This window comes from Nocardiopsis flavescens (assembly GCF_900141985.1).
GTDB lineage: Bacteria > Actinomycetota > Actinomycetes > Streptosporangiales > Streptosporangiaceae > Nocardiopsis > Nocardiopsis flavescens.
The window spans coordinates 111,261-123,519 of the sequence record NZ_FQZK01000017.1 but is presented as its reverse complement, the minus strand read 5'-3'; the positions used below and the strand labels follow the sequence as shown (position 1 = coordinate 123,519).

Genomic DNA, 12,259 nt, shown 5'->3' with positions numbered 1-12,259 from the left:
CGAGCCGAGCCGAGTCGAGCCGAGCCGAGTCGAGCCGAGCCGAGTCGAGCCGAGTCGAGCCGAGTCGAGCCGAGTCGAGCCGAGCCGAGTCGAGCCGAGTCGAGCCAGGCCGAGCCGAGCCGAGTCGAGCCAGGCCGAGCCGAGCCGAGTCGAGCCGGGCCGCGGTGGCGGGCCGCGGGCACCGCGGCGCGGCGGGCGGTCGCCGGGAGACCCCGTGGCGGGGTACGGGACGGGCCGCGTGCCGCTGTCCGTCCCGCACGGGACCCCGACGCGGAACGCGGGCACCGTGTCGGGGCGGAGGGCGTCTCCCGGGGCGGTGGTGACGGCAGTGATGGCAGTGACGGATACCCGGGCCGTACCCGGGTGGCAGACGAGGATCGGAGAGGGACATGACACGGACGAACGACCTGCACGGCGCCCGCACGCACGAGGAGGCGCCCGGTGACGCGGCCCGCTGGGCGCTCGACTCCTGGACGATGACCCGCCGCGAGTTCGCCCGCTGGGCCCGCAACCCGCTGGGCCCGCTGATCGGGCTGCTCTTCCCCGTGATGATGCTGGTGATGTTCGCGCTCTTCCTCGGCGGCAGCATGACCGTCGCCGGGGGAGGGGACTACACCGAGTTCCTCGTTCCGGGCCTGCTGGTGCTCACCATGGCGTTCGGCCTGGAGGGCACCATGACCGCCGTCACCCGCGACCTGGAGCGCGGGGTGCTGGACAGGTTCCGGTCGCTGCCGATGGCCTCCACCGCCGTCCTGGTCGGCCGCGGCGTCGCGGACCTCATCGAGTCCGTCGCGGGGCTGCTCATCGTGCTCGCCGCCGGATTCGCCCTGGGCTGGCGCTGGCACGGCACCCTGGGCGCGGCCCTGGCCGCCGTGGGCCTGCTGCTCCTGCTGCGTGCCGCGATGCTGGCCTGCGGGGTCTGGCTCGGACTGATCGTGGGACGGCCGGAGCTGGTGATGGCGGTGCAGATCCTGGTGTGGCCGCTCGCCTTCACCTCCAGCGCGTTCGCCTCACCCGAGGCCATGCCGGGCTGGCTGGGCGCGGTCGCCGAGTGGAACCCCATGTCGGCGACGGCCACCGCGGTCCGCGACCTGTTCGGCAACCCCGGTGCGGCGGGCACCTCCTGGGCGTCGGAGAACGCCCTGTTCCTGGCGGTGCTGTGGCCGGTGCTGCTGCTCCTGGTCGCCTGCCCGATGGCCGCGGCCCGGTTCCGCTCCCTGTCGCGCTGACCCCTCGGCGGGGACCGGCGGCGGGGCGGTGCCCCCGGGGGCGTCGGCACCGTGTGCCCGGGAGTGCCGGGGGTCCGTGTGGGGCCCTGTGCTCTCGGGGCCGCTCTGGTCTCGTGCTCCCGGGCGTGCCGGGCCTCCTTATCGGGCCCCGTGTTTCCGGGATCCGCTCCGGGGGCGGTGCCTTCCGGTGCCCGTGTCGACCCCGTGCTTTCGGAGATCCCGGGTATCCGTGTCGGGCGCCTGTGTTCTCGGGTGACCTGTGCCGGGGCCGACGCCCTTCGGAGGCCGTGCCGGGTCCGGTGCCCACGGGCCCGCGCCGGCCCTATGCTTCGGTACCCCCGTCGGCTCCGCGTTCCCGGGGCCCGGCCTCCGTGCCGGGCCCCGGCACCGGACCCGACGCGGCACCCCCGGGCCCCGCCCTGTACCCCCGCTCCGTATCCCGGTTCAGGACTCGCCGATGCGCCAGGCCCGCATCAGCTCGGGGTGGTCCTCGGCGAACACGCCCTCGAACGGGTCCCCGTCCTCGCCCGCGAAGGAGTGCGCCCCCGTCTCGATGCGCTCGATCAGCCGCCGCGTCCACGCCGTCTCCGCGCGCCCCACGGCCAGCCACATGTCCATGATCTCGCCGATGTGCCCCATGCTGTCGGCGTGCTCGGCGGGGATGTAGTGGGAGCCGACCGAGTCCTGCCACTCCTTCAGCCCCTCCTCGCGCACGCCCAGCAGTTCGAGCACCTCGTGGCGGGGCAGGTCCACCATGAACCCCAGTCCGGCCGAGAGCACGTCCCGGCGCTCGTCGTGCGACGACAGCGCCCTGCGCAGCAGCGAGAAGTACTCCCGGTCCCCCTCCGGCGTCACCTCGTACTCCGTGCGGGGCGGACCGCCCGCGGTGGAGGGCGCCGTCTCGTGCGCCAGCAGCAGGCCCTGCTTGGCCAACTGCTTCAGCGCGTGGTAGATCGACCCCGGCTTGGCGTTGGACCACTCGTGCGCGCCCCAGAACTCCAGGTCGTTGCGCACCTGGTAGCCGTGCGCCCGCCCGTGCAGGCGGACCGCCCCCAGGACCAGCAACCGGATGGCCGACATGCCACACCCTTCCCGTTCCGCACCGAAAAACTAATCAACTTTGACTACTATAGGGCGGGTGCGGCCCCGGTGCCCGGCGCCGCACCCCCCGGGATCACCCGCGGGCCGGCGCGGCGTCGCCCTGGCGCGCGTGCTCCGAGCCCAGTGCGATCGGGGCCCCCAGCCACTCGTCGCGCAGGCCGAACGCGTCGACCAGCTGCACCGCGTACGGGCGCAGCCCCCGGCACAGGTCGTCCACCGCGCGCGTGACCGCCTTGGTCCGCGAGGTCGACAGCCGCTCGTGCTCCAGGAACCAGGCCCGGTCCTCCTCGATCACCGACATCACGTACAGGTCGCACACCCGGTTCAGCAGTTTGGCCGTGGACTTGTCGCCGCACCGGTCGATCCCGGCCACGAACGCCTCCAGCACCACCCGGTCCATGTGCGCCCGGCCGGCGGCCAGCACGTGGTCCTGGGCGCGGTTGAACACCTCGAACGCGTCGCCGCCGTCCTTCCTGGAGCGGCGCAGCCGGCCCGCGAGCCCCTCGATGATGTGCTTCTCGCGGTCCTCGAACAGCTCCAGCTGCCAGCCCCGGTTGTACAGGTCGGCGTCCTCCCCGCGGCCGGGGGAGGCCGCGATGAGCCGCTCGATCAGCGGGATCGCCGCCGTCCGCTCGATCACCGTCTCGAACACCTTGCCCGCCATGAACCGGGTCAGCCCCATCGTGTCCAAGTCGCCGAACGAGTCCTGGAAGTTGGTGAGCAGGCCCTTGGTGAGCTGTTGGAGCAGGACCGTGTTGTCGCCCTCGAACGTCGTGAAGATGTCGGAGTCGGCCTTGAGCTGCGGGATGCGGTTCTCCGCCAGGTACCCGGCGCCCCCGCACGCCTCCCGGCAGGTCTGGATGGTCTCCGTCGCGTGCCAGGTGGCGACCGCCTTCAGCCCGGCCGCCCGCGACTCCAGCTCCCGCTGGGCGTGCTCGTCGCGGCGCGGCGCCCGGGACAGCTCGTGCAGCCGCGTCACCAGCTCCTCCTGCGCGAAGTGCAGGGCGTAGGTGCGGGCCAGCGCGGGCAGCAGCTTGCGCTGGTGCGCCAGGTAGTCGAGGATGCGCACCTCCCGCTCGGGCTCCCCGTCGGACCCGGGCCGGGTGAACTGGCGCCGGGTGTCGGCGTACCGCAGCGCGATGGCCAGCGCGGCCTTGGCGGCGCTGCCCGCGCCCCCGGCCACGCTGATCCGGCCGCGGATGAGCGTGCCGAGCATGGTGAAGAACCGCCGGTTGGGGTTCTCGATGGGGCTGGAGTAGGTGCCGTCGGGCGCCACCGTGCCGTACCGGTTGAGCAGGTTGGTGCGGGGCACCCGCACGCCGTCGAACCACAGCCGGCCGTTGTCCACGCCGTTGAGCCCGGCCTTGGGGCCGCAGTCCTCGATCCGCACCCCGGGCAGGGGGGCGCCCTCCTCGTCGCGGATGGGCACGAGCAGGGCGTGTACCCCGTGGTCCTCGCCGTCGGCGCGCAGCCGGGCGAACACGACCGCCATCCGGCCGTCGCGGGCGGCGTTGCCGATGTAGTCCTTGCGCGCGGCCTCGTCGGGGGTCTCGATGAGGAAGTCCCCGGTGACCGGGCTGTAGGTGGCGGTGGTGCGCAGGCTCTGCACGTCCGAGCCGTGGCCGGTCTCGGTCATCGCGAAGCAGCCGGGCAGCTCCACCGACATGACCCGGGGCAGGAACTCGGCGTGGTGCCGCTCGGTGCCCAGGGCGCGGATGGCCCCGCCGAACAGGCCCCACTGCACGCCCATCTTCACCATGAGGGAGAGGTCGGCGACGAGCATCTCGAAGGCCACCACGGAGGCCCCGATGTCGTCCCGGCCGCCCACCGAGGCGGGGAAGCCGTACGCGGGCAGGTCGGTCTCGGCCAGCGCGAGGAGCTGGGCGAGGGTGCGCTCGCGGTGCTCCTCCACGGAGAGGCCGTACACGGGGGCGAACAGCTCTCCCCGGACGACGTCCCGGGCGCGTTCGCGCACCCCGGCCCAGCGGCCGTCCAGGAGCCCGCGGAGTTCCGCCTCGTCGATCCGCAACGCCTGTTCGCTCATGATCTCCCCCTGTGTGGTCCTCGTCGACGCGCCCCCCTCGTGCCTACCACCCGTGCGGCGGGAGGGGCCGGGAACACGCCCGCCGGGGCGTGCGGTCCCCAACCTAACCGTAGGGTCCCCGCGCCGGACCGGGAGGTCCCGGGCACCGCCGGGGGTCCGGACCGCACAGCCGCCCTCCGGGCGGGCCCCGGGCCGCCGACGCGTTCGGGTCCTCAGGTCCTGTCGCGTGTAGGGGCCGTCCTGTCGCTCATCGGACGGGCCCCGGACCGCCGACGCTTCTGGACCGTCAGGTCCTGTCGCGTGCGCGGGCCGCCGCGGCGCCGGTCGGGTCCGGGCCGAACGCCGCCCGCACCTCCCGCTCGGTGAGGCCGTAGCGGGCCGGGTCGTACGTGTGGCCTCCGGGGTGCGCGCGCCGGTCCCGCCGCGTGTACGCGAGCGTGCGGTCCCGGCTGTCCGGGTCGAACTCCTCCCCGAGGCCGCGCCAGACGCGTTCGGCCGCCCCGAGGGGATCGGAGGTCAGCTCCCCGTAGGGCAGGTCGAGGAAGGAGCCGGGGGAGTGCCCGGCGCGCACGCCGCGGGCGCGCTCGGCCGCACCCGCCCAGATGTCCAGCCACTCGCGGCCGATCCGGTGCGGGTCCGCCCCGTGGCAGTGCAGGCGCCGCCCCGCCTCGGTCATGCTCGCCCACGACGCGATCGCCCGGACGGGGTCGCGGTCGGTCAGGACGACCACGGCGTCGGGGAAGACGGACAGCAGGGCGTCCAGGTTGGACAGGTGCCACGGCGACTTGAGCACCCAGCGCCGGGCGGGGCGGCCCCACTGCAGCGCCTGGAGCTGCTGTTTGAGGTAGACGTAGTCGGGGGTGGCGTCGCGCCGCTCCAGCCACTCCCGGTAGCCGGGGACGTGGGCGAGGATGTGGGCGTTCAGGCCGTGCGGCAGCAGGAAGATGCACTCCTCCGGCTCCATCGGGTGCATGGGGTGGATCGTCCCCAGCCCCGGGCCGGCGGCGTGCATGCCCCGGACCTGGGTCCGGGCCGCGGCGAGGCGCTCGCGACGGCTCACCGTGCGCTCCCCGGGCCGGCCCGTGTCGGGGACCGGGTTCAGCAGCTCCCACAGCAGCGGGGCGCGGCCGGCGGTGTGCCGGGCGAGGAGTCCGTGCCCGAACGTGGTGCCCGTCCGGGGCAGGCCGGTGATGAACACCGGGCGGTCGACGGCCCCGGCGGCGACCTCCGGGCGGGCGTCGAGCAGGTGGAGCATGCGCAGGCGCCTCTCCAGCCGCCGCCCGATCTCGGTCCGCAGGGAGAACCGGCCGACCGGGGTGAGGTCGGGCGCCGCCTCCCAGGAGTCGTGGAGGAACCGCAGCTCGGACAGGAAGGGCTCGTCGGAGGGCCAGGGGAGCCCGCTGCGGGTGGAGGCCGCCCGCAGCGCGGCGTCGAAGGACTCCGCGGCCCCGGAGCGCCCGCCGAACGGGGAGAGCAGCGCGTTCACGGGCTTCAGCCACCACGCGGGGCGCACGTGCGCGGGGGGTCTGTCCACGGGGTCTCCTCGGGGCGCGGGGGGCGGACGCGGGTCCGGTCACGGCAGGTGCGGCGGAACCGGGGGGCGGGGGCCGCCCCTCACGCGCTCACGGCGGTCGCGGTGGTGTCGGCGTCGACGCGGCGCAGCAGGTCGTCGAGGGACAGGCCCAGGGCGGCGGCGATCGCGGCGACGGTGAAGAAGGCGGGGGTGGGGATGCGCCCGCCCTCGATCTTGCGGAGGGTCTCCACGGAGATCCCGGCCTCGCGGGCCACGTCCACCATGGTGCGGTCGCCGCGGGCGTGCCGCAGCAGCCCGCCGAGCAGGCGCCCGCGTTCGATCTGGGTCTGGGTCAGCGGCTCTCTCACCATGGCGTCGAGTCTAGACTCCCGCCTTGAGACCCCAGGGCGGCGTGGTCCGCACCGCGGGTCCGGGCCGCTCCCCGGGTGGTGGACCGGTGTGTCCGCACCGCCCGCGCCGCCCCCGTTGCCGCACTCACGGCGACGGGGGAGATCCCGGTGGCGGGTGCGTGCGGTGGCCGGGCCGATTCCGGGCGGTGGGCCGGTGGTGTGCCTGCACTGCCCGCACACGCGACGGTGGGGATAGCCCGGTGGCGGGTGCGGCGGGTGCGGCGGGTGCGGCGGGTGCGGCGGGTGCGGCGGGTGCGGCGGCCGGGCGGCTCCCGGGCGGTGGGCCGGTGGTGTGCACCGTCCGCGGCGGACGTCGGCCTCCGGTTGCGGGGGGTGTCCCGGTGGCGTCCGGACAGCGCCCGCGGCCCACGGTCGGTGGCGGCGGCCCGGCGGACGGCCGACCCGGGGGCGAGGGCCTCCAGGCGGTCGGCGACCTCCACCCGGGGCCGCCGGCGTCCGCCGACGGCCCCGGGCCGCCCGTCAGGCCAGGCCGGGCCCGGCCAGCACGAGGGCGCCGTTCTCGGCGTCCAGCAGGGCCGGGACGCCCAGCGGCACCGACAGCTGGGCCGCGCAGTGGCCGGTCTCCAGGCCCCACAGCACCGGCACCCCCAGCGGGGCCAAGCGCTCGCGCATCAGGTCCGCGATCACCCCCGGGTCCGGAGGGCAGTCCGTCCACGTGCCCAGCACCACCCCGGCCAGGCCGTCCGCCCACCCGGTCCGCAGCAGGTGCGTGAGCATCCGGTCCACCCGGGCGACGTCCTCGCCGACGTCCTCCAGCATCAGGATCCCCCCGGCGGCCGACGCCCGGCTGTGCGGGGTCCCCAGCCCGTCGTTGAGCAGGCTCAGGTTCCCGCCGAACACCACCCCCTCGGTGCGCCCGGGCACCAGGGCGTGCGCCCCCGGCGAGGTCAGGACCGTGCGCCGCTCCGGCTCGAACAGGGTCAGCCGCAGCTCCTCCTGCGCCACCGGGTCGCCCACGAAGTACTTGGTGCCGATCACCGGCCCGTGCACCGTCACCACGCCCAGCTCCACCGCGAACGCCTCGTGCAGCGCGGTGACGTCGCTGAACCCGATCAGCGCCTTGGGTGCGGCGGCCCGCAGCGCCGCGAAGTCGAGCAGGTCCACGGTGCGGTGCGCCCCGTCCCCGCCCCGCACGCAGAACACCGCGGCCACACCCGGGTCGCACCACGCCTCCTGGAGGTCGGCCGCCCGGTCGGCGTCCAGGCCCGCCAGGTAGGGCAGCATCGGGTGTCGGTCGCGCACGTGCGCCCCGAACTCCACGGCCAGCCCCCAGCGGCGCAGCTCCTCCGCCGCCGCCTCCAGCATCGGCTCCGGCACCGGGCTGCACGGCGCCACCAGCCGCACCCGGTCGCCCGTGCGCAGCCGCGGCGGTCGGACCCCCGCCGCCACGCCTTGGTCGCTCACCGTCATCGGTTCCGTCACACGTCCCCCTCCGGACATCGTTCTCGCGGCGCCCGCCTCCCCGGCGCGCGCCCACCCTCTACGCTCGGCCGCTCAGCCGCGCAGGAACCCGTCCAGCGCGCGAACCCCGAACCGCAGCCCTTCCAGCGGCACCCGTTCGTCCACCCCGTGCAGCAGCCCCGTGTAGTCCAGCCCCTCCGGCTGCCAGGTCGGGGAGAAGCCGTAGCAGTCGATCCCCAGCCGGGAGAACACCTTGGCGTCGGTGCCTCCCCCCAGGCACACCGGTACCACGTGCGCCCCCGGGTCCTGCTCCAGCAGCGCGGTGCGCAGCGCCGCGAACAGCGGCGAGTCCACCGGCGCGGACACCGGCGGCGAGGAGTGCGCGTACTCCCACCCCACCCGCTCCCCGGTGAGCGCGTCCATGGTGTACTCGAAGTCCTTCTCCGCCCCCGGCAGCACCCGCCCGTCCACCCCGGCGGTGGCCTCGCCCGGGACGACGTTGACCTTGTACCCGGCCGAGAGCATCGTGGGCGCGGCGCTGTTGCGCAGCGCCGCGGAGACCAGCGGGGCGGCCGTGCCCAGCCGGGCCAGCAGCGCTTCCACGGCCTCGTCGGTGTCGGTGTCCCCGGGGGAGCGCGCGACCCCGAGGGCGGCGGCGATCCCGTCCAGGGAGGCCCGCGCCACGGGGGTGGGGTGCAGCGGCCAGCGGTGTCCGGCGATCCGTGCGACCGCCTCGGCCAGGGAGGCCACGGCGTTGTCCCGGGGCGGGCGCGACCCGTGCCCGGCGGTGCCCCGGGCGCGCAGTGCCAGCCAGGCGCTGCCCCGCTCGGCGGCGCCCACCGGGTACAGCCGCACGGTCCGCCCGTCGGCGCCGCGGGCGTACACGGTCTCGCCGCCGCCCTCCCCGATCGCCTCGGTGCACCCCTCGAACAGGTCGGCGTGCTCGCGGACCAGGAACTCGGCGCCGTGCTCGGCGCTGTCCTCCTCGTCGGCGACGAAGGCCAGCACGATGTCGCGGCGCGGCCGCACCCCGGTGCGCGCCCACTCCCGGACGACGGCCGAGACCATGCCGACGGTGTTCTTCATGTCCACGGCGCCCCGCCCCCACAGGGAGGGCAGGCCGGTGACGGGGCAGTCGGCGACCTCACCGGAGAACGGGGGCACCGTCCAGTCGGCGGCGTCGGCGGGCACCACGTCGAGGTGCCCGTGGACGAGCAGGGCGGGCGCGTCCGGGTCGGTGCCGGGCACTCGGGCCACCACGTTGGCCCGCCGCGGCTTCGACTCCAGGACCACGGGGGAGAGCCCGGCGTCGGTGAGGGCCCCGGCCGCGTACTCGGCGGCGGCCCGCTCGTCCCCCTCACCCCCGCCCCGGTTGGTGGAGTCCCGGCGGATCAGCTCCCGGGTGAGGGCGACGGCGTCCTCACCGGCCCGGGCGGTGTCGGTGGCGGAGGAGGTGGGGGCCACGGCGCGGCCTTTCTGCGGTGCGGGGAATCGGTGTGCGGGGAGCGGGGAGCGGGGTCGGGCGGCGGTCAGCCGTAGTCCTTCTCCATCGCCTGGGAGATCATCGTGGTGACGGTCTTGAAGCAGCGGATCATCTCGTAGGCGTCCGGCGAGGTGTAGCGGACCCGGCGTGCTCCGGTCCGGGTCACCCCGGGGACGAGGGCGGCGGCCTGGGCCAGGTGGGCGGCGTCCACCTCCACCTCCACGGCCCGGGGGGAGGGGTCGGCCGGGTCCAGGCGGCCGGCGAGCAGGGTCGCCTTCGACGCGGCCAGCCGGATGTCCTGGGCGGTGCGCGCGGGCGGGCGGCAGCGGGCCGCGTACCGGCTCACGTACTCCTTGACGGCGACGGTGCGGGCGAACGGGGCGTAGGTCTCGGCGTCCTCGCAGGCGCGGTCGTCGCCGGTGACCAGGATGACGGGGGTGCCGTACTCGGCGGCCACGGCGGCGTTGAGCCGCCCCTCGCTCGCGGGCTCCCCGTCCAGCCACACCCCGGTGACGGCGTTGGGCAGGTAGGTGTGGGCGAGCACGCCCTCCTCGCCCGCCCCGCAGTGGTAGCCCAGGAAGACGGCGCCGTCGCAGTCGCCGTGCTGGACGCCCTCCACCATGGAGAGTTCCTTGTGGCGGCCGGTGACCATGGTGGCGCGCTCGTCCAGCTCCTCCAGCAGCAGGTTGCGCATGGTGGCGTGGGCCTCGTTGACCAGCACCTCGGTGGCGCCGCCGTCGAAGAGCCCGGCGACGGCGGCGTTCACGTCGCCGGTGAACATGGTGCGGCAGCGCTGCCACTGCTCGGTGCCGGGCTCGCAGTCGGCGGGCCAGGTGACGCCGGTGGCGCCCTCCATGTCCGCGGAGATGAGGATCTTCACGCGCCCGACCCTAGCTTCCGCCGCCCTGACCGCGCCAGATGCCGCCGGACCGGGCGCGGCCTAGCGGTCCGCACGGCTCTCCCGGACGTCGTCGGCGTCCTCGCGCACCCGCGGGTCGGGGTCGGCGGCCAGCCGGTCCAGCAGGGCGCCGGTGCCGGGGGTGGTCCACCAGGAGACCGCCCACGCCAGGGCGGAGCGCACCCCGGGGTCGGGGTGGTCCGCCAGCGGGGAGAGCCGGTCCAGGGGGCCGCGCCGCCGGACGGAGAAGCCGTCCAGTGCGGCGCGCAGTGCGGCGGTGTCGTCGTCGGCGAGCGCGCGGTCGACGCGCTCCAGCAGCACGCGGGGCGGCGGTCCGGGGCCGTCGGCGCCGGGGCGGCGTTCGAGCAGCCGCCGCGACCCGTACCCGCCGCGCACCCGGCAGCCGAAGCAGGTGCAGGGCGGCCGCCCGTGGGCGTCGGGGCGGTACCGCCAGCCCGTCCCCTGGCGCACGGCGCGCACCCGGCGGACCTCGCGGGCGGTGACGGAGCGGGGGAGGAAGACCTCCCAGCCGCGCGGGTCCTCCAGCGCGGCGACGATCCCCACGGCCCCGGCCGCGGTGGTGTGCCGGACGGGTCCGCCGTAGTGGCCGACCGTCACCGGCTGGTCGTCGGGCAGCAGCAGGTCCACGGCGGCCAGGCTCCGGGAGCCCTTCCAGCGGGCCAGCTCGCGCAGCCACTGGTGGGTGAGGGTGTAGGAGGGCAGGACGGGGAAGCAGAAGACCCCGCGTTCCCCGTGGTGCCCGGGGGAGGCGCGCAGCCCGGAGCGGACCGCGCGCGCCGCGCGGGCGGCGGGCGCCAGGTGGACGAAGCGGGCCATGGGGCCTCCGTGGGTCGCGGGTACGGAGGGGGAGACGCCGCAGGGCACCGGGAGGTTCGCCCTGGTGCCCTGGCCAGCCGCTGTTCTAGTGGGGTGGGGGTCAGTCGGTCACCCCGGCCACGAAGGCCGCCCACTCGTTGCGGGTGAAGGTGAGGTGTCCGTGGGCGGGGTGCTCGGAGTCGCGTACGGCGTAGGCGTTACTGCCGTCGGTGAACGCTCCCGCCTCGACACACTGGCCGCTGCCGTTTGCGCTGTAGCTGCTGATATGCCAGGCGACCGAGGAGAGGGTGGCCACCTTGTCCTTGCTCATCGAAGTTCCTTTTCTAGGTCTGCCAGTAGCGCGGCGGTGTCCTCAATACCAAGGCTGTGCTCCTGCAACCAATCGTAGGTGTCCACGAAGCGGTCCACGGCTTCGGTTTCCAGGTAGATGGAACCGGCGGGACTTTCGATATGTGCGACTTCGGGGAACGGGTCGTCCATCTTGACGAGTGCGAAGGGGCCATCGGGGCTGGAATGAGCGCCTATGTTGAACGGCAGGACCTGGATGTTCACGTTCGCCCGCTGGGACATCAGTATCAGATGGCGTATCTGGTCGCGCATGATCTCCCGGCCTCCTACGAGCCTGCGCAGCACGGACTCGTCCACGACCGCTGAGAGGTGCGCCGGCTCCCCCTCACGATCGAGAACTCTTTGCCGGTCGAGACGAAGGCTCACCCAGCGCTCGATCTCCCGCTGCGTGGAATGTCTGTTGGCGACCTGTATCAAGGAGCGGGCGTACTGCTCCGTTTGAAGTAGGCCGGGCACGGTCGTCGTCGCGAACATGCGAAGTGAGTGGGCCCGGCTTTCCAGCCAGGCGAGGTCGATCGTGGAGCCCCACACATCGTCCTTCGTGTACTTCTCCCACCAACCCGTACGGGTGAGTTCACCGGTGAGCGAGATCAACATGTCCCGTTGCGGCCGGTCCTCGACCCCGTACAGGTCCATCAGTGCGAGTACGTCGCCCCTTCGGATCGGATGCACGCCCGACTCGAACCGACTCAGCGCAGAGAGGTCGCGCTGGAGGTACTCGGCGGCCTCTTTCAACGTGTAGCCGTTGCTCTCGCGCAGCTCACGGAGCATCTTGCCGAGCCACTGTGCTCGAAGGGTCACTTTGCGTCGGGCGGTCGGCATCTCTGTTCTCCTCTGTCTGCTGGGTATCAAATTTGTGTTTGACGTTGTACGGGAGATGGATATGTGCCAACCTAACAGAAGGTGAGCCAGACCTCACTGGGAACCGGGAAGCCGCGGCGGGATCGTTGCCGCGCCCGGACGACAAGACCACC

Annotated in this window: 11 protein-coding genes; 1 reads left to right on the top strand and 10 read right to left on the bottom strand. The window is 74.5% G+C overall.

Translation table 11 applies throughout. The features are described 5' to 3' along the window. Nucleotides 1-389 precede the first annotated feature (389 nt). Nucleotides 390-1,229 (top strand): ABC transporter permease, encoded by an 840-nt coding sequence (locus BUE45_RS23420; RefSeq protein ID WP_084737715.1) that lies wholly within the window; start codon nucleotides 390-392, stop codon nucleotides 1,227-1,229. Between the two features lie 444 nt (nucleotides 1,230-1,673). Here the strand turns inward: BUE45_RS23420 and BUE45_RS23415 are convergent, their stop codons facing one another. From BUE45_RS23415 to BUE45_RS23370, 10 genes are all read right to left on the bottom strand, one after another. Next, a complete protein-coding gene (locus BUE45_RS23415) occupies nucleotides 1,674-2,309 on the bottom strand; it encodes a PadR family transcriptional regulator (RefSeq protein ID WP_073381704.1) in 636 nt (211 codons plus the stop codon). A gap of 94 nt (nucleotides 2,310-2,403) precedes the next feature. Continuing rightward, the gene (locus BUE45_RS23410) at nucleotides 2,404-4,374 is read right to left on the bottom strand and encodes an acyl-CoA dehydrogenase family protein (protein WP_073381702.1); all 1,971 of its coding nucleotides are present in this window, start codon (nucleotides 4,372-4,374) and stop codon (nucleotides 2,404-2,406) included. 286 nt (nucleotides 4,375-4,660) lie between these two features. Next, a complete protein-coding gene (locus BUE45_RS23405) occupies nucleotides 4,661-5,908 on the bottom strand; it encodes a sulfotransferase family protein (protein WP_073381701.1) in 1,248 nt (415 codons plus the stop codon). Nucleotides 5,909-5,988: 80 nt separating this feature from the next. Continuing rightward, entirely contained in the window at nucleotides 5,989-6,258 is a 270-nt protein-coding gene (locus BUE45_RS23400; protein ID WP_073381699.1) for a helix-turn-helix domain-containing protein, read from the bottom strand. A gap of 519 nt (nucleotides 6,259-6,777) precedes the next feature. Then, nucleotides 6,778-7,728: a S66 peptidase family protein gene (locus tag BUE45_RS23395; protein ID WP_073381698.1), complete on the bottom strand. Its 951-nt coding sequence runs from the start codon at nucleotides 7,726-7,728 to the stop codon at nucleotides 6,778-6,780. An 84-nt stretch (nucleotides 7,729-7,812) separates the two neighbouring features. Then, nucleotides 7,813-9,183, bottom strand: a complete 1,371-nt coding sequence (locus tag BUE45_RS23390; protein WP_073381696.1) for a M20/M25/M40 family metallo-hydrolase — start codon at nucleotides 9,181-9,183, stop codon at nucleotides 7,813-7,815. A 65-nt stretch (nucleotides 9,184-9,248) separates the two neighbouring features. After that, nucleotides 9,249-10,082, bottom strand: coding sequence for a M55 family metallopeptidase (locus BUE45_RS23385; protein WP_073381694.1), 834 nt, complete (start codon nucleotides 10,080-10,082; stop codon nucleotides 9,249-9,251). A gap of 60 nt (nucleotides 10,083-10,142) precedes the next feature. After that, complete coding sequence (locus BUE45_RS23380; RefSeq protein WP_073381693.1) at nucleotides 10,143-10,937, bottom strand: HEAT repeat domain-containing protein; 795 nt, start codon at nucleotides 10,935-10,937, stop codon at nucleotides 10,143-10,145. 100 nt (nucleotides 10,938-11,037) lie between these two features. Further along, entirely contained in the window at nucleotides 11,038-11,247 is a 210-nt protein-coding gene (locus tag BUE45_RS23375; protein ID WP_073381691.1) for a DUF397 domain-containing protein, read from the bottom strand. Beyond that, nucleotides 11,244-12,107, bottom strand: a complete 864-nt coding sequence (locus tag BUE45_RS23370; RefSeq protein ID WP_073381690.1) for a helix-turn-helix domain-containing protein — start codon at nucleotides 12,105-12,107, stop codon at nucleotides 11,244-11,246. Before BUE45_RS23370 ends, BUE45_RS23375 begins: the two co-directional genes overlap by 4 nt. Nucleotides 12,108-12,259 lie beyond the last annotated feature (152 nt).